This is a genomic window from Terrabacter sp. P2_E3, assembly GCF_056403915.1.
Map to the genome: position 1 here is coordinate 1 of NZ_JBFUEN010000016.1, position 15,878 is coordinate 15,878.

16 protein-coding genes are annotated in these 15,878 nt (G+C 71.9%); 5 read left to right on the plus strand and 11 right to left on the minus strand.

Features of this window, described 5'->3' with window-relative positions:
- The coding region (locus tag AC1DW8_RS18755; protein ID WP_478095475.1) for a transposase at window positions 1-202 on the minus strand (202 nt) is incomplete at its 3' end.
- A 167-nt stretch (window positions 203-369) separates the two neighbouring features.
- Here AC1DW8_RS18755 and AC1DW8_RS18760 point away from each other — a divergent pair.
- Window positions 370-1,215 (plus strand): phosphatase PAP2 family protein, encoded by an 846-nt coding sequence (locus tag AC1DW8_RS18760; protein WP_478095476.1) that lies wholly within the window; start codon window positions 370-372, stop codon window positions 1,213-1,215.
- On the opposite strand, the gene AC1DW8_RS18765 is transcribed toward AC1DW8_RS18760, so the two are convergent.
- The 4 genes from AC1DW8_RS18765 to AC1DW8_RS18780 all read right to left on the minus strand — a co-directional run bounded on the left by AC1DW8_RS18765 (window position 1,205) and on the right by AC1DW8_RS18780 (window position 5,754).
- Window positions 1,205-2,065 (minus strand): carbohydrate ABC transporter permease, encoded by an 861-nt coding sequence (locus AC1DW8_RS18765; protein WP_056772310.1) that lies wholly within the window; start codon window positions 2,063-2,065, stop codon window positions 1,205-1,207. The genes AC1DW8_RS18760 and AC1DW8_RS18765 overlap by 11 nt on opposite strands.
- A complete protein-coding gene (locus AC1DW8_RS18770; RefSeq protein WP_235508521.1) occupies window positions 2,062-3,246 on the minus strand; it encodes a carbohydrate ABC transporter permease in 1,185 nt (394 codons plus the stop codon). Before AC1DW8_RS18770 ends, AC1DW8_RS18765 begins: the two co-directional genes overlap by 4 nt.
- A gap of 81 nt (window positions 3,247-3,327) precedes the next feature.
- Window positions 3,328-4,578 (minus strand): sugar ABC transporter substrate-binding protein, encoded by a 1,251-nt coding sequence (locus AC1DW8_RS18775; protein ID WP_478095477.1) that lies wholly within the window; start codon window positions 4,576-4,578, stop codon window positions 3,328-3,330.
- Between the two features lie 51 nt (window positions 4,579-4,629).
- Window positions 4,630-5,754: a LacI family DNA-binding transcriptional regulator gene (locus tag AC1DW8_RS18780; protein ID WP_478095478.1), complete on the minus strand. Its 1,125-nt coding sequence runs from the start codon at window positions 5,752-5,754 to the stop codon at window positions 4,630-4,632.
- 216 nt (window positions 5,755-5,970) lie between these two features.
- Between AC1DW8_RS18780 and AC1DW8_RS18785 the strand changes: the two genes are divergently transcribed.
- Window positions 5,971-8,091, plus strand: coding sequence for a glycogen debranching N-terminal domain-containing protein (locus AC1DW8_RS18785; RefSeq protein WP_478095479.1), 2,121 nt, complete (start codon window positions 5,971-5,973; stop codon window positions 8,089-8,091).
- Window positions 8,092-8,149: 58 nt separating this feature from the next.
- Window positions 8,150-9,835 (plus strand): NAD(P)/FAD-dependent oxidoreductase, encoded by a 1,686-nt coding sequence (locus tag AC1DW8_RS18790; RefSeq protein ID WP_478095480.1) that lies wholly within the window; start codon window positions 8,150-8,152, stop codon window positions 9,833-9,835.
- Between the two features lie 22 nt (window positions 9,836-9,857).
- On the opposite strand, the gene AC1DW8_RS18795 is transcribed toward AC1DW8_RS18790, so the two are convergent.
- From AC1DW8_RS18795 to AC1DW8_RS18815, 5 genes are all read right to left on the minus strand, one after another.
- Entirely contained in the window at window positions 9,858-10,151 is a 294-nt protein-coding gene (locus AC1DW8_RS18795; protein ID WP_478095481.1) for a hypothetical protein, read from the minus strand.
- A gap of 89 nt (window positions 10,152-10,240) precedes the next feature.
- On the minus strand, window positions 10,241-10,864 hold the full coding sequence (locus AC1DW8_RS18800; protein WP_056772326.1) for an FMN-binding negative transcriptional regulator: 624 nt from the start codon (window positions 10,862-10,864) through the stop codon (window positions 10,241-10,243).
- Between the two features lie 86 nt (window positions 10,865-10,950).
- Entirely contained in the window at window positions 10,951-11,223 is a 273-nt protein-coding gene (locus tag AC1DW8_RS18805; protein WP_478095482.1) for a hypothetical protein, read from the minus strand.
- Window positions 11,220-12,089 carry a DUF4097 family beta strand repeat-containing protein gene (locus tag AC1DW8_RS18810; protein WP_056822761.1) on the minus strand — a complete coding sequence of 290 codons (870 nt, stop codon included), beginning with the start codon at window positions 12,087-12,089 and terminating at the stop codon, window positions 11,220-11,222. The genes AC1DW8_RS18805 and AC1DW8_RS18810 overlap by 4 nt, the downstream gene beginning before the upstream one ends.
- Window positions 12,090-12,169: 80 nt before the next feature.
- On the minus strand, window positions 12,170-12,730 hold the full coding sequence (locus AC1DW8_RS18815) for a toxin-antitoxin system HicB family antitoxin (RefSeq protein ID WP_056772334.1): 561 nt from the start codon (window positions 12,728-12,730) through the stop codon (window positions 12,170-12,172).
- 106 nt (window positions 12,731-12,836) lie between these two features.
- Between AC1DW8_RS18815 and AC1DW8_RS18820 the strand changes: the two genes are divergently transcribed.
- Window positions 12,837-14,153, plus strand: coding sequence for an MBL fold metallo-hydrolase (locus AC1DW8_RS18820; RefSeq protein WP_056822763.1), 1,317 nt, complete (start codon window positions 12,837-12,839; stop codon window positions 14,151-14,153).
- A 103-nt stretch (window positions 14,154-14,256) separates the two neighbouring features.
- Window positions 14,257-15,354 carry an MBL fold metallo-hydrolase gene (locus tag AC1DW8_RS18825; protein WP_235509532.1) on the plus strand — a complete coding sequence of 366 codons (1,098 nt, stop codon included), beginning with the start codon at window positions 14,257-14,259 and terminating at the stop codon, window positions 15,352-15,354.
- Window positions 15,355-15,381: 27 nt separating this feature from the next.
- Here AC1DW8_RS18825 and AC1DW8_RS18830 read toward each other — a convergent pair whose 3' ends face one another.
- Entirely contained in the window at window positions 15,382-15,876 is a 495-nt protein-coding gene (locus tag AC1DW8_RS18830) for a GtrA family protein (RefSeq protein ID WP_478095483.1), read from the minus strand.
- Window positions 15,877-15,878: the final 2 nt, after the last annotated feature.

The following is a 15,878-nucleotide window of genomic DNA, read 5'->3' on the forward strand; positions in this document are numbered from 1 at the left end:
TGCGCCGCCCGCAGGCCCGGCACATCCACAGCCCGGCACCGGTGCGCCAGAACTCAGTGGCTTCGCACTTCGGGCACACGAACCCGTCGGGCCAGCGCAGTCCGGCCAGGTAGTCCAGGCAGGACTGGTTGTCCGGGAACCACTCCAGCAGCTGCTGGTAGGTGGACGGGTAGTCCACTCCCCGAACCGGATTCGCGGTCATCCACAGATCCTACTTCACCCAAGCAGATATGCAGAACAGGTGTTCGACTGGCTGCACCAGAGTTGTCCACACCGAAAACGACTGTCCCACAATGGTTTACGTCTCAACGGGACGCGCCGGACGGCATACCTCCGCGCCCGGTGACCGCTGCTGGGTAAGGATGGGGCATGCCAGAGCCCACGCGCCCGCCGACCCCGGACGACACGATCGGGGCACGCGACCTCACCACCTGGCACACCCGCTTCGGGCGGTGGCTCGTCGACGTCTTCGCCGGCCTGGCCCGCGTGTCCCGACCGGCAGCCCGCCGCATCCGGTCGTGGTCCTCCGCGCACGTGGCCTTCGTCGTCTTCGCGGTCATCGCGCTCGTCGTCATGATCGCCCTCGTCGAGGGCATCGAGACGGTCTACGAGGGTGTCGTCGGGCGCGACGGCCTGACGGCCGTCGACCAACCGGTGCTCGACACGGCGATCACCCTCCGCTCGCCCGGCCTCGACTCCGCCGTCACGGCCTTCACCGACGTCGGCGGCCCCGTCGGCATGCCGATCCTCGCCCTCGTCGCCGTCGCGATCATCACGTGGCGCCGTCGCCGGTGGACGCCGATCGTCCTCACCGTCATCGCCGCGGCCGGATCGCTCGCCATGACGATCGTCGGCAAGAACGTCGTCGACCGCGCCCGCCCTCCGGCCTCGCTCGCCGTGCCACCGCTCGAGCTCTCGCCGTCGTTCCCGAGCGGCCACACCCTCAACGCGACGGTGCTGACGACGATCGTCGTCTACCTCGTCCTCATCGAGACGACGGCCGCCTGGCAGCGGACCCTCGCGATCACGCTCGGCACCCTCTTCGTCCTCACGATGGGGCTCTCCCGGGTCTTCCTCGGGCACCACTGGCTCACCGATGTGCTCGCCGGCTGGCTCATCGGCCTCGCCTGGGCCCTCGCGGTCATCACCGCGCACCGCCTCTGGCTCACGCTGCGCCAGCGACCTCAGGCGGCGGGTGGGCCCATCACCCCTTGACGCCTCCCTCGTTCGCACCCCGGATGAAGTAGCGCTGGAGCGCGAAGAAGAGCAGCGCGACCGGGATCGTCGTCAGCAGGGCGGTGCCGAGCTTGAGCGGGTACTGCGTGCCGGCGCCGAGCTGTCCGCTCGTCATGCTGGCCAGACCGGTGACGAGCGTCTGGTGCTCGGGGGTGCCCTTGGTCACCACGAGGAAGTGTGAGAACTCGTTCCACGAACCCTGGAACGACAGGATGGTCAGGGTGATGAGCGCCGGCTTGGCCATCGGCAGCACCACCGACCAGAAGGTGCGGAAGATGCTCGCGCCGTCCATCCGGGCCGCCTCCTCGATCGAGATCGGCACCGAGTCGAAGAACTGCTTCATGATGAAGATGCCTGCGGCGTCGACGATGAGGGGCAGGATCATCGCGGTGTAGGTGTCGTAGATGCCGAGGTAGTTGACCATGAGGAACTTCGGGATGAGCAGGGCCACACCCGGCACCGCCATCACCGCGAGGAGAGCGGCGAAGACGGCCTTGCGGCCACGGAACTGCAGCCGCGAGAGCGCATACCCGGCCAGCGAGTCCAGGAAGACCCGGCAGGCGGTGACGACGAGGGTGATGAGGACCGAGTTCTGTGCCCAGGTGGTGATCGGCACCGACGAGTCGCCGGTCTGGCCGAAGATGCGCTGCCACACCTGGGTGGTGAAGGGATTGGGCACGAGCGACAGCGGGTTGTTCGCGGCGTCCGGATCGGTCTTGAACGAGGTCGCGATCTGGATCAGGAACGGGTAGATGAAGAGCACGGCGAACGCGAGCACTGCCACGTAGAGCAGGATCGTCTTCACGGGGTTGGACCTGCGAACGTTCATCTGCGGCCTCCGCGTCGGAAGAAGGGCTTGCGCTCGTCCTTGTCGGTCAGCACGTACCGCTGGACGCGCGTCAGGACGACGATGATGAGGAACACGACGAACGCCATGGCCGCGCCCGAGCCGTAGCGGAAGTTGCCGAAGCTCTGCTGGTACGACAGGAAGGCGGGGCTCAGTGTCGTCCCCGCGGGAGCGCCCTTGCCCATGACGTAGATCTGGTCGAAGACCTGCCACGTGCCGATGAGCCCGAGGGTGATGACGAGGAAGAGCGCCGGTTTGATCATCGGCAGCGTCACGTGCCGCAGCTTCTGCCAGCGCGAGGTGCCGTCGAGCGCCGCCGCCTCGTCGATCTCGACGGGCAGGTCCTGCAGCGCCGCGATGAACATCAGCATGAAGGTGCCCGACGTCGTCCAGATGACGAGGAAGATGATCACGAACATCGCGACCGACGGCCCGGAGAGCCAGTCCCAGAGACTGCGTCCGAAGATCTCGCCCTGGGCCCACGCGGGGTTGTCGATCCCGACGGCGTTGAAGGCGAGGTGGAGCAGGCCGCGGCTGTCGCTGAACCACTGTGGGCCGTCGATGCCGAAGAATCCGAGGAAGGCGTTGACGGCGCCGGTGTTGGAGAAGAGGAAGAGGAACACCGTCGCGATGGCGATCGAGCTCGTCACCGACGGGAAGTAGAAGGCGGTGCGGAAGAAGCTGCGGCCCTTGAGCATCGTGTTGTTCACGAGCAGCGCGAGCGCGAGTGCGAGGACGGTCTGCAGCGGGACGACGAGCAGCACGTAGTAGAAGGTGTTGCCGATCGACTGCATGAAGTTGTCGCGGGTCAGGCCGTCACGCGCGAAGAGGTCGGTGTAGTTCTTCAGACCCACGACGTCGGTGCCCTGCCCGACCACGAACGGGTTGGTGTTGCCCTGCCAGTTGGTGAAGCTCACCCACAGGGCCATCCCGATCGGGATGACGAGGAAGAGCCCGAGGATGACGATCATGGGAGCGACGAAGATCCAGCCTGCCGCACCTTCACGCCCCCGTATGCCGCTACCGCTGCGGCGTGGGGCACGTCGGGCTCCGGGGGCGCCGGCCGGCCCGGTCGGGGTGCCCGCGGAGGCCGCGGCCACCTGTCCGGCTCGCGCGCCGGACGCGGAGACGTCGTCCTGCGGACGTTCGTCGATGGATGCCATGGAGCCCTCCTGGGGATCGGCGACCGTGGGGAGAGGGCGTCCGCCCGCCGCGCCWTGGGGCGGGCGGACGCCGTGGCTGGGTCAGTCGGAGATGGCCGAGGTGCCGTTCTTCTGAAGCTCCGCGAGCCAGGCGATCGGGTCGCCGCCCTTGCCCAGGGTCGCCAGCTGCGAGTTGAACTTCGTCATGACCTCGTCGAAGCCCGGCAGGTTGACCGGGCCCTGCGCGTACTCGCCGCCGGCGACGAAGGCCTGCTGGTCGGGGAACTTCGCCGCGAACGCCTTGGCGCCCTCCTCGGTCGAGGGCATGACGCCGAACGCGTCGGCGAACTTCATCTGCTGCTCAGTCGTGATGAGCGACTTGACGAGGTCGACGGACTGCGCCTGGTTCTGCGACTTGGCGGCGATGCCCCAGCAGTTGCTGAAGAGCAGCGTGCCCTTGCCGGCCGGGCCCGCGGGGAGCTCGACGACCTTGTACTTGAGGTCGGGGAAGTCCTTCTTGGCACCGCTGATCCAGTTGCCCTCGATGGTCATGGCCGCAACGCCCTTGCCCAGCGCCTCGCCGCCCCAGCCGGTGGCCGGGGAGGTGTCGGAGCTGAACTTGAGGACGCCGTCCTTCATCATCTTCTGGACCTCGGCGAGGCCCGCCTTGGCGGGTGCGCTGTCGGCCGTCATCGTCTTGCCGTCCTCGGAGACGATCCACCCACCGGCCTGCTTGATGAAGGCTCCGCTGCGGTTGATGTCGTTGCCGATGACGAGACCGGTGACCTTGCCCGACGTCAGCTTCTTGGCGACGGCCTCGAGGCCGGCCCAGTCCTTGGGGATGTCGGCGTCGGTGAGCCCGGCCTTGGTCCACAGGTCGGGGTTGATCTCAAGAGCGAGGGTCGAGTAGTCCTTGGGGGCGCAGTAGAACTTGTTGTCGTAGGTGAAGGCCTTGACGAGGGCCGGCAGGAAGCCGGCGTCCTTGACCTGGTCGCCGTAGGCGTAGAGGTTTCCGGCCTTGGCGAACGTGCCGACCTTGGAGGCGTCGGTGTAGAAGACGTCGGGAGGCGTCGTCGACGCGAAGGCCTGACCCAGCTGCTGGCCGAGGTCCGAGGCGGCGATGACCTCCACGGTGTTGCCGGTCTTCTTGGCCCACGCCTCCGTGGCCGCCTTGACCGCGTTGGTCTCGGCGTCGCCCGAGCTGCCGATCATGACTGTGAGCTTGACCGGGCCCTTCGCGGTGGCCTGCGGCGCGTTGTTGCCACCGCTGAAGCCGCCCCCGCCGCAGGCGCTCAGGGCGAGCACTCCGGTGAGGCAGGCCGCTGCGGCGGCCGTGGTGGTCTTGCGTGACATCGTTCTCTCCTGTTTTCGGGTGTGGTGTGGTCAGCGGCACGTACCCGTGGATCACGGGCATATGCCGGGTGGGTCCTCGTCGGGCCGCGCTTGCTTGGCGGTGGGTCGGGTGTCGGCACGCGCGGGGGCGGCCGGTTCGCGCACGCTCGAGGCGCGCACGGTCAGGGAGGGCTCGAGGAGCACCGGTCCGGGTGTGGTCGTGGGGTCGACGAGCATGTCCCAGGCGGTGCGGGCGGCCTCGGCGACGGGCTGGTGGACGCTCGTCAGCTGCATGGCGGCAGCCACGTCGGTGTCGTCGAAGCCGACGACCCCGACGTCGCGTCCGGGCTCGAGGCCGCGGTTGCGCACGGCGCGCAGCACCCCGAGGGCGAGCAGGTCGGAGGCGCAGACGACGGCGGAGTCCGGACCGAGCCGGTCGAGCAGTCGGGCGGCGGCGTCCGTCGCCTCGTCGAGGTCCTGGACCGCCTCGGCGGTCGGGGCGTCGCCCGTGACGCCGAGCTCGGCGAGGCCGTCGGACCAGCCCTGCCGGCGGTTGTCACCCACGGGTGAGCCGGTGGGCCAGCCGAGCCAGCCGATCTGGGCGTAGCCGGCCTCGGCGAGGTGCCGCACGGCCTGGAGCACGCCGGCGTGGCCGTCGACGTCGACCCAGCGGGTCAGCTCCGGCAGGTCCCAGACGCGTCCGAAGGACACGAAGGGCACGTGCTGCTCGAGCAGCCAGGGCGGACGGGGGTCGGAGTGCCGGGTGTCGGCGAGGACGAAGCCGTCGACGAGACCGCTCGCGAGGGTCTGCCGGTAGCCGGCGATGACGTCATCGGGGTCGGGTGCGAAGGCCACGAGGTGGCTGGCGTGCGAGGGCGCCGACACGGTGAGCTCGACGAGGAACTCGTCGAGGATGTGGCCGAGGCGGCGGTGGCCCGACGGGTTGACCTCGAAGCCGTAGGCCGAGGCACGCTGACGGCGCAGCTGCTGCGCGGACACGTGCGGGGTGAAGCTCAGCCGCTCGATCTCCCGGAGCACCCGCTCGAGGGTGTCGGGGGCGACCTTGTGCGGTCGGTTGAGGGCGTTGCTCACCGTCTGGCGCGACACGCCCGCGGCCTCGGCGACGTCGACGATCGTCGGGCGCGACGGGGCGGCGACAGCGTCTCGCCGGGCCTCTCGGCTCTCGTCGGTGCTCACCCGTCACGCTCCCTTGCGCTTGGTCGCGGCCCGCCACGGGCCGTGTTGATCGTTCAAAACGGAACAGACTTGAACGTTCATACGTGAGGGAGCATGCTCTTGTCTGCCCCGATGGTCAAGCGTGCTTGACCATTCCGTGACAGGTTGGTCGGGCGCCCTCGGCGTCCCCCAGCACCTCTCCGGCAACGACCCCTGCTCCCGACGGAAGGCCCCTCGGTGTCCGAGCGCGACGCGCCGCTCCCCCCTCGCCAGCCCTGGCTGCACGAGCTGTCCATCGTCGTCGACGGGAACGCGACGGTGCTCTCGGACCGCTCGGGTGACGTGCTCCCCGGCACGAGCCAGGGGCTCTACGTCGACGACCGGCGCATCCTCGGCACGCTGCGCCTCGAGATCGCCGGCGAGACGCCGGCCTTCGTGGCCGAGCGCGCGTCGGGCGCCGCCGCCGACTACGCCGCGGCCGCGCGCGCGCTGGGCAACCCCGGCCCCGACCCGACCGTCGAGGTGCTCCGCAGCAGGCGCCTGCTCGGGTCGGGCACCCGCACCCTCACCGAGCACGTCGCCATCACCTCGCGGGCCGCGCAGACCGTGCACGCTCCCCTTCGCCTCGTCGTCGCCGGCGACGGCCTCGACATCGGCGCCGTGAAGTCCGGCCACCTCAGCGGGCCCGCCACCGCGGCCACCGCGACGGCCGACGGTCTCGTCCTCACCGACGACTGGCACCGCACGACCGTCGCCCTCGAGGAGCTCCCCCCGGGCGCCACCGTGGCCGTGCGTCCGGGTGACGACGGTTCCGTCGCTCTCGAGACGACGCTCGTCGTCGAGCCCGGACTCACCGCCTCGGCCTGCCTGCGCATCACGACGGAGCGGCTGCAGGCCTCCGCCTTCGACGCCGACCCCGGCTCCGACGCGCTGGCGTGGGACGACGTGCGCGTCACCGCCCAGGACCACCGGCTCGCCCGCACCGTCGAACGCGGCCTCGACGACCTGCGCCACCTCGTCCTGCGCGACCCGGCATCGCCCGAGCACGTCTTCGCGGCCGCCGGAACCCCCTGGTACCTCACGCTTTTCGGCCGCGACTCCATCTGGACGGCACGCATGCTGCTGCCGTTCGGCACCGAACTCGCCGAGGGCACGCTGCACACCCTCGCCCGACGCCAGGGCACCACGCACGACCCCGTCACGGGCGAGGCGCCCGGCAAGATCCCACACGAGCTGCGGCGCCACGTGCACCGGGACACGACCACCGGCATGACGCTGCCGCAGGTCTACTACGGCACCGTCGACGCGACCGCCCTCTGGGTCTGCCTCCTCGCCGACGCGTGCGACTGGGGCCTCCCGCTCGAGCGCGCCCGCCCCCTGCTGCCGGCCCTGCGGGCAGCAGTCGCCTGGCTCACGGGCGACGGGCAGCCCGACGACGACGGCCTGCTCAAGTACCTCGACACGTCCGGCACCGGCCTCGCCAACCAGGGCTGGAAGGACTCCGGCGACTCGATCCGCTGGCGCGACGGCACCGTCGCCGACGCCCCCATCGCGCTCGTCGAGGCGCAGGCGTATGCCGTCGAGGCCCTCCGCGCCGCCGCACGCCTCCACCGGTCGCTCGGTGACGACACCGCGGGAGCCACCGAGGCCGACGCCGCGGACGCCGCGGCGACCGCTCTCGAGGGCCGGTTGCGCGCCCGCTTCTGGGTCGACACCGACGCGGGCCACCACCTCGCCATCGCGCTCGACGGCGCGGGCCGAGCGGTCGACGGGCTCGGCTCCAACATGGGCCACGTGCTCGGCACGAGCGCCCTGTCCCCCGACGAGGCCGCCCGGGTGGCGGCCACCGTCACCGGCCGCGAGCTGCTCGACGACTTCGGCGTGCGCACCTTCGGCACCGGCAACGGCGGCTTCAACCCCATCGGCTACCACACCGGCTCGATCTGGACCCACGACACCGCGATCACGGCGATCGGCCTGTCCCGTGAGGGATTCGGCGTCGAGGCGAGCGAGGTCGCGCGGACGCTGCTCGCGTCGGCCGAGGCCTTCTCCTACCGCTGGCCCGAGCTCTACTCCGGTCTCGCGCTGGCCGGTGCGCCGACGCCCTACCCTGCGTCGTGCCGGCCGCAGGCGTGGTCGGCGGCCTCCGCCGTCGCGCTCCTCACGGTGGCGCTGCGTCCCCGACCCGACGCGGCCACCCGCACGCTGCGCCTCTCCCCCGTGCGCCCCGCCCCCTACGGGGCGCTGCGCGTCGAGGGACTGCGCTTCTGCGGCGGGCGCGTCGACCTCGCCGTCTCGGCCGACGGTGACGTCGAGGTGCTCAGCGCACCCGACGAGGTCACGGTCGTCACCGACTGAGGCGACGGCATACTCCACGTCATGTTCCCGGGGAGCCTGGGCTCCTAGGATCGGCAGGGTGAAGCCGGCGATCATCCTCGTGTCCGAGAACCGCTGCGACGAGCTGCTCGACGAGTTCGGGCGCTACGCCCGCGACTACGAACTGCCCACCGCCACCTCCGCGCACGAGGCCAAGCTGGCCGCGAAGCGCGTCGTCGCCGAAGGCGGCCAGGTGGCGATGTTCGTCACCGAGTCCCGCCTGCCCGACGCCGACGTGCACGAGGCCTTCCACTGGTGGCGCCAGACGGTGCCGACCGCCCGCCGGGTCATCGCCGCGCACGTGTCGACCTTCAGGGAGGACGCCGAGCGCCTCCGCGGTGGCATGGCCAAGGGCAAGTACGACGCCTACCTGCTCGCGCCGCGGGGCGCCCGCGACGAGGAGTTCCACACCGCCATCTGCGAGCTGCTGTCCGACTGGGGCTCGACGGTGGCCGAGCCCGAGGTCGTGGCGGTTGCCCTCGTCTCGCCCGTCGAGGATGCCCTGACCCTGAGCATCCGCGACTACCTCGACCGGATGGGCCTGCCCAACCGCGTCTACGCGCCCGAGAGCGAGAAGGGCCGGCACGTCCTCGCGCTCGTCGCTGCCGAGGGCGGCGAGGCGGAGTTCCCGCTCTTCATGGACCTCAACCAGCGCGTCGGCAGTGCCAGGAGCGTGCGCGACGTCGCGTCCGCCATCTACGGCCGCCCGGCCGACGTCGATGTCGACCGCGTCGTCGACGTCGCCATCGTCGGAGCCGGCCCGGCGGGTCTCGCGGCCGCCGTCTACGCCTCGTCCGAGGGACTGAGCACCGTCGTGCTCGAGGCCGAGGCCGTCGGCGGACAGGCGGGCACGTCGTCGATGATCCGCAACTACCTCGGCTTCCCGAGGGGCATCAGCGGTATGCGGCTCGCCCAGCGGGCGCGCAACCAGGCGATCCGCTTCGGCACGCAGTTCTTCTCCGGCTGGCCGGTGACGTCACTCGTGCCCGGCGAGGTGGACGCCGAGGGCGTCCTCGCGCCGCACCGCCTCCGCACCGAGGGCGGCGACCTGCTCGCCCGCGCGGTCGTCGTGTCGGCCGGGGTGAAGTACCGCCGTCTCGACGCGCCGGGCATCGAGCGCCTCGTCGGGCTCGGCGTGCACTACGGCAGCGCCATGACGGCGGCCCGCGAGATGGAGGGGGCCGACGTCGTCGTCGTCGGTGGCGGCAACTCGGCGGGGCAGGCGGCGATCCACCTGGCCCGCTTCGCCCGCACGGTGACGATCCTCGTGCGGCGCGCATCGCTCGCCGAGACGATGTCGAGCTACCTCGTCGGCGAGATCGCCTACAACCCTCGGATCTCCGTCCTCGCCTGCTCCGAGGTCCTCGAGGGTGGGCCCGGCGAGGACGGCCGGCTCGGATGGGTCACCGTGCGCAACACCGCCGACGGCACGCAGGAGCGGCGCGAGTGCCGCGGCCTCTTCCTGCTCATCGGCGCGGCGCCGCACTGCGACTGGCTGCCCGACGAGGTGGTCCGGGACGAACGGGGCTTCGTCCTGACCGGCCGCGACGTGCCGCAGGACCGCTGGCGCGACGGGCTGCCGCCCGAGAGCCTCGAGACGACGGTGCCGGGCGTCTTCGCGGCCGGGGACATCCGCGCGGGCTCGATGAAGCGCGTGGCGTCGGCGAGCGGCGAGGGCGCCTCGGTCGTGCCGCTCGTGCACGCCTGGCTCGACCCGTCGCACTGACGACCGGGACGGGGACGAGTGGTCAGAGGCGGATGAGCTGGCCGTCGCGGAACGAGTAGCGGCAGGCCGTCGTCGTCGCCGCCGGCAGGTTGGCCGGGTGAGCCGCGTGGTTGCGGTGCGGGTGCGGCGTCGGCGCGGACGCCGTGCGGACGGGCGTCAGACCGCCGGAGACCCCTGCGGCGTGTGCCTCCCCGGCCCCCAGGGCCGTGGTGCCGACGAAGGCGACGGCGACGGCAGCGCCGGCTGCGCCGAGGCCGCGACGGAGCGTGGCACGGAAGGTCGAGGGAGCATTTCCGGGGCGGGGTGTCGTGTCCATGTCCCCACGTTCGCGCCGGCGCCTGTGGGGCGTCTGTGCCCAGGTGATGCGTTCGGCATGGGCTGGGCGGCCTTGTGCCGCAGCGGCGTTCAGCCCCGGAGGGTGCGTTCCATCTCGTCGGCCACCACGAGCGCGGCACCGGAGCCCTCGGCACGCATCCCCGCGATCGCTCCCTCGCGGTCGGCGTCCGACCGGTTCTGGCTCAGCTTGGCCTTGCCCTCGACCGACTCGACGACGACCTCGATGCCGACGATGGCCCGCAACCGCCCGCGGACGTACTTCGACGGGGCATCGGTGACGGACCACGGCAGCTCGCGCCCGGACTCGTGCCGCTCGGTGAGCCGGGTGACGACGTCGAGCACCCAGTCGGGGTCGTCGTGGACGGTGACGGCGCCACGCAGCTGGACCTCGGTGTAGTTCCACGTCGGCACGACGCGTCCGTGCTCGGCCTTGCTGGCGTACCACCCCGGGGAGACGTAGGCGTCGGCACCGCCCACGACGACGAGTCCCGGCGACCCCGGCGCGATGCGCGCCCAGTGCTCGTTCGCCCGGGCGAGGTGGCCGACGACGCGGTCGCCGTCGACGATGACGGGCAGCAGGGTGGAGTCCGGACGACCGTCGGGCCCGACGGTCACGAGGCGGGCGGCCGGATGGGTCGCGAGGAAGGCCGTGACGTCGGGTCCGGCCATGGCGTTCGCCGTGGGCACGTACATCCTCCGATGGTGCCACGCGCCCGGTGGGCGGAGATGCACGGAGCCCGCCGACGGGGGTCGACGGGCTCCGTGGGGAGGGATGGACTTCAGCCGTGCCGGTGCGGGGCCCGGCGGGGTGCTGCGGTCCAGGGACGCGGGCTGCCGGCGTGCGGCGCGGGCACGACGTGCAGGTCGGCGCGCCCGGGACGCTCGGCGGAGGGGTCGAGCCGCTCGGCGAGGCTGCGCAGCAGGAGCGCGGCCCGGACGTGCCGGCGGGTGCGACCCACCTTGGGGGCGTGGTGACGGGCGGCGACGCGCTCGACGATGCGGTCGCGGGCGATCGCCTCCTGGGGCGACAGGCTCAGGGTCCCGGTGCTCATGCGAGGCTCACCTGCGCCCGCTTGACCCGGATGTCGCCGCTGCCCGAGTGCACGACGAGGCGCGCCTGGGCCTCGGAGTCCCCCGGTCCCGAGGTCTCCTCGAGGTCGATGTCGACGTCGCCGGTGACGGTGTTGAGGTCGAGGTAGGCCGCGACCCCGTGGGCGACGGCGATGGTGACGTCGCCCGTGCCGGTCCTGGCCCGGACCTCGCCGCCGTGCACACCGTCGAGGCGGACGTCGCCCGTGCCGGTCGTCAGCTCGAGGTCGCCGGTCGAGGCGCCGATGTGCAGGTCGCCCGAGCCCGTCTTGGCCTTGACCGCCGCGTCGGAACGGCGGAGGGAGATGTCGCCGCTGCCGGACGTCAGGTCGAGGCGCCCCCCGCCCGTGCCGACGGTGATGTCGCCCGAGCCGGTCTTGGCGTCGAGGTCGCCGCTCGCCGACTGGAGCGTGATGTCGCCGGAGCCGGACTTGAGCCGGGCCGAGCCGACCTCGTGGAAGGTGAGGTCACCGGCCCCGGTGGCCGCGCGGACCTCGCCGAGCAGCCCGGCCGCCGTGATGTCGCCGGCCCCCGTCTTGGCATCGACCGTGCTCGAGGCGGGCAGCTCGACCTCGACGTCGACCGAGCCCTTGGTGCCGAGCGAGAAGAAGCTGTCGCGCAGCTTCGGCGCCAGGACGGACACGTCGTTGCCGTGGGCCTCGACCGTGAACTTCTCGGCGATCTCGGCGCCGTGCTTGCCGTGCGGGTTCAGGCGGACGGTCGTCGTCGGACCGGTGCCGACGGTCAGCGTCAGGTCGCCGACGAGGAGCTCGGCCTTGAGGGTGATGGGACCCGTCGTGTCGAAGCGGGTCTCGAGGGTGGTGCCCATGGGAAATCCCCTTTGCTCTGTGGTCGTGAGGGTGGCGGTCGTGCTGTCGGTGCGCTGGCCGTGAGGCGTCTCGGTGCCGGTCATCGGACCCAGCCCTGCACGCGCTTGTTGGAGGAACGGTTGCGGCCGGGGGCGCCGGGCCCGAACTGCGGGCCGGGCGGCATCGGCGGGAAGCCGGGCATCGGCGGCACGCCGCTCCCCGTGGCGGCGCGGACCGCGTTGACGATCCACGTGTTGAGCGACTGGCCGCGGCTCGTCGCGAGCTCCTCGGCCCGGACCTTGAGGGCCTCGGGCAGTCGGAGCGTGATCCGCGACGTCTCGGCGCCCTCGTCCTCGGGTGACACCACGGTGGTGTCAGCCGTGTCGATCGCCTGGGTGTCGTCGGCGAGGGCCGACGGGCCGCCCCCGACGACGACGAAGACGGGCTCGCGGCCCTGCAGGCGGACCTCGACGGACGTGCCGTCGAGCTCGTTGGTGATCTCGGCCGCAGCGTGCGAGAGGGCGTCCATGAGAGCCAGGCGTGCTGACGAGTCGAGCGCGAAGCCGATCCGCTCGGCGGCCTGCTCGGTCTCCGGACCCATCGCCCTGGCCGCCTGGGCGAGATCCCGACGCAGTGCGTCGACGTACTCGGTGATGTCCATGTGCATCACTATGACACCACTGTGGTGTCACGTCAACACCATGATGACGCCGACGTGTCGCGGGGTACGTTCACCCCACTCCTCGCCCCTCGTTGAAAGGTGCCCGATGCGCAGCCTCGGAACCTCCGACCGCCCGTCCGTCCGCGCCGTCTCGTCCGCCATCGAGAAGGTCTCCTCGCGCACCCGGGCGCGCCAGTTCGTGCGGGTCATGAACCGGATGGGCGCGTCGCCCGCGGCGATCCTGCCGTTCGTCCAGGACTCCCCGAACTTCACGAACCGCCGCTTCGAGGGCGAGGAGCCGTCCCTGCGTCCGCGGGTCAAGGCCCAGACCAGCGCCCTGCTCGCGGCGATCCGGGTCAGCGGCCGCGGCCAGCCGGCGAGCACCGTGCCGGTCGTCACCGCGAAGCCGCCCCGCCAGCCGGGCGATCTCGCCGTCACGTGGTACGGCCACGCCACGAGCGTCCTCGAGATCGACGGTGCCCGCTTCCTCATCGACCCCGTCTTCAGCGAGCGCGTCTCGCCGATCCGGCACTCCGGGCCGAAACGGATGCACCCGGTCCCCGGGTCGATCGCCGACCTCCCGAGCATCGACGCCGTCCTCATCAGCCACGACCACTACGACCACCTCGACCAGCCGTCGATCGTCCGGCTCGAGGAGACGCACCGGCCGCACTACGTCGTGCCCCTCGGCGTCAACGCCCACCTGCTCGCCTGGGGCGTGCCCGAGTCGCGCATCACCGCGCTCGACTGGCGCGGCCAGACCGAGGTCGCCGGCATCCGGCTCACGTGCACCGAGGCGCGGCACAACTCCGGCCGCGGGCTCGTCGACAGCCAGACGCTGTGGGCGGGCTGGGCCCTGCACGGCCCGCGCCACACGGCCTACTTCGCCGGGGACTCGGGCACGTCGAAGCGCTTCGCGGCGATCGGCGCGGACCTCGGCCCGTTCGACGTCACCCTGATGCCGGTCGGGGCCTACGACTCGTTCTGGCCCGACATCCACATGGACCCGGAGCAGGCCCTCGCCGCGCACCGCGACGTCAACCGCATCGGCGACGAGGCCCACGCCCTCACCGAGGACGCCGCAGGCGTGGCCGACGACTTCATCGAGGGCGACCAGCGCATCGACACGCCGGGCGGCACCCACGAGGAGGGCGATCCCACCGAGACGACCCGCACCGTGCAGACCGCCGCACGAGAGTCGCTCCTCATCCCGATCCACTGGGCCACCTTCAACCTCTCGATGCACTGGTGGGCCGAGCCCGTACGCCGCATCCGCCGGGCCGCGGTCGAGGCGCGGGTCCCCGTCGCCTTCCCCCGCGTCGGCGAGCGCGTCGACCTCACGACCGGTGACGCCGTCAGCGTCGCGGCCGCCCACGCCGAGCCGTGGTGGGAGGACTGCGCGGCGCCCGAGGACCGCGACTGAGGGTCGGGAACTCGGGCGGCCCGCCCGACGCTGGACGAGAATGACGGCAGCCCGCACTCGCGTGGCCGCCCGAGCCGTGAGGCACGACAGGCAGGAGAAGCCCGTGCAGCTCCCGATCCTCCGACGGATGGGCGCGTCGACCGCGACCCAGCGTCAGCGCGCGAGCGCGTCGCCGAACTACCGTGAGGGCGAGTTCCGCTCCCACGAGCCCACGCACGTCGTCGCGACGTCCGAGGCCGAGGGCCCGGGCAGCATCCTGACGACGATGGTCCGCGAGTTCGGCCGCGGCCGACCCCGGGGCACCGTCCCGCTCGTGACGCCCCGGCACCCGCACGAGCCCGCCGACCTGGCGGTCACGTGGTACGGCCACGCGACGAGCGTCGTCGAGCTCGACGGGCGACGCTTCCTGCTCGACCCCGTCTTCGGCAAGCGGGCCTCGCCGTCGCTCGTCGCGGGGCCCAAGCGTCTGCACCCGGTCCCGGGCCGCATCGCCGAGATCCCGCACCTCGACGCGGTCGTCATCAGCCACGACCACTACGACCACCTCGACGAGCCGTCGATCCGGCAGCTCGAACGCACCCACCGCCCGCACTACGTCGTGCCGCTCGGGGTCGACGCGCACCTGCTGGCGTGGGGCGTGCCCATCGGGCGCATCACGAGCCTCGACTGGCGCGAGGAGACCGAGATCGCGGGCATCCGCATCACGTGCTCCGAGGCCCGGCACTTCTCGGGCCGCGGCTTCGTGCGCAACCAGACGCTCTGGGCGGCCTGGTCGCTGCGCGGGCCACGCCACGCGGTCTTCTTCGGGGGCGACTCGGGGCCGACCCACCGCTACGCCGACATCGGTGCCGACCTCGGTCCGTTCGACCTCACGATCATCCCGATCGGCGCCTACAGCGTGCACTGGCCCGACATCCACCTCAACCCCGCAGAGGCGATCGACGCGCACCTCGACGTCAACAAGGGCGAGACCGACGCGGTCCTGCTGCCCATCCACTGGGCCACCTTCAACCTCGCGACCCACTGGTGGAGCGAGCCGATCCGCTGGGCGCGACGGGCTGCCGCCGAGCGTGGAGTGCGGATGGTCTCCCCTCGCGTCGGGACGCGGATCCAGCTGAGCGACAACGACATCGACGAGGTCGTCGCCGCGCACCAAGACCCGTGGTGGGAGTCGTGCGCCGACCCCGAGGACCACGACTAGGAGCCCATCCGCTCCGACGGAGCGCCGTCAGCGCTCGCCCTGCGGGCTCTCGAGCACGCCACCGCTCGCGTATGCCGGGTCGTGACGGTCCGTCGGCTCGCCCGGCGCGCGGAAGATCCACCGGCGCATCGCCAGGAACCTCGCCGCTGTCGACAGCACGTTGGCCACGGCGACGACGAGGGTCTGGACGAGCGTCCCCGCGGAGGGGGCCACCGTGCCGAGCACGGCGAGCGCGACGGTCGTGGCGGCATACGTGATGGCGAAGATGACGAGCGCCTGGCCGTGGTGCGTCACAAGGTTGCGGCGTCCCGACACCCCGAAGGTCCAGGCCCGGTTGAGTCCGGTGTTGACGACGGTGGCGATGACGAGGGCGATGCCGTTGGCCAGCTGGGACGGGGCACCGCCCCGCACCAGGGCCGCGAAGAGGCCGAGGTGCAGGGCGGTGGAGATGACTCCGACGCCGGCGAAGCGGATGACCTGCTGCGAGAGGCGGGCTCGGGACACCGACGTGGAGTCCGACATGC

Coding starts and splice junctions, on each gene's coding strand:
- AC1DW8_RS18810 (WP_056822761.1), bottom strand. CDS start 12,089: ATGGGCACCACCCTCGAGACCCGCTTCGACACGACGGGTCCCATCACC.
- AC1DW8_RS18795 (WP_478095481.1), bottom strand. CDS start 10,151: ATGGACACGACACCCCGCCCCGGAAATGCTCCCTCGACCTTCCGTGCC.
- AC1DW8_RS18815 (WP_056772334.1), bottom strand. CDS start 12,730: ATGGACATCACCGAGTACGTCGACGCACTGCGTCGGGATCTCGCCCAG.
- AC1DW8_RS18800 (WP_056772326.1), bottom strand. CDS start 10,864: ATGTACGTGCCCACGGCGAACGCCATGGCCGGACCCGACGTCACGGCC.
- AC1DW8_RS18770 (WP_235508521.1), bottom strand. CDS start 3,246: ATGGCATCCATCGACGAACGTCCGCAGGACGACGTCTCCGCGTCCGGC.
- AC1DW8_RS18760 (WP_478095476.1), top strand. CDS start 370: ATGCCAGAGCCCACGCGCCCGCCGACCCCGGACGACACGATCGGGGCA.
- AC1DW8_RS18830 (WP_478095483.1), bottom strand. CDS start 15,876: ATGTCGGACTCCACGTCGGTGTCCCGAGCCCGCCTCTCGCAGCAGGTC.
- AC1DW8_RS18820 (WP_056822763.1), top strand. CDS start 12,837: ATGCGCAGCCTCGGAACCTCCGACCGCCCGTCCGTCCGCGCCGTCTCG.
- AC1DW8_RS18765 (WP_056772310.1), bottom strand. CDS start 2,065: ATGAACGTTCGCAGGTCCAACCCCGTGAAGACGATCCTGCTCTACGTG.
- AC1DW8_RS18805 (WP_478095482.1), bottom strand. CDS start 11,223: ATGAGCACCGGGACCCTGAGCCTGTCGCCCCAGGAGGCGATCGCCCGC.
- AC1DW8_RS18775 (WP_478095477.1), bottom strand. CDS start 4,578: ATGTCACGCAAGACCACCACGGCCGCCGCAGCGGCCTGCCTCACCGGA.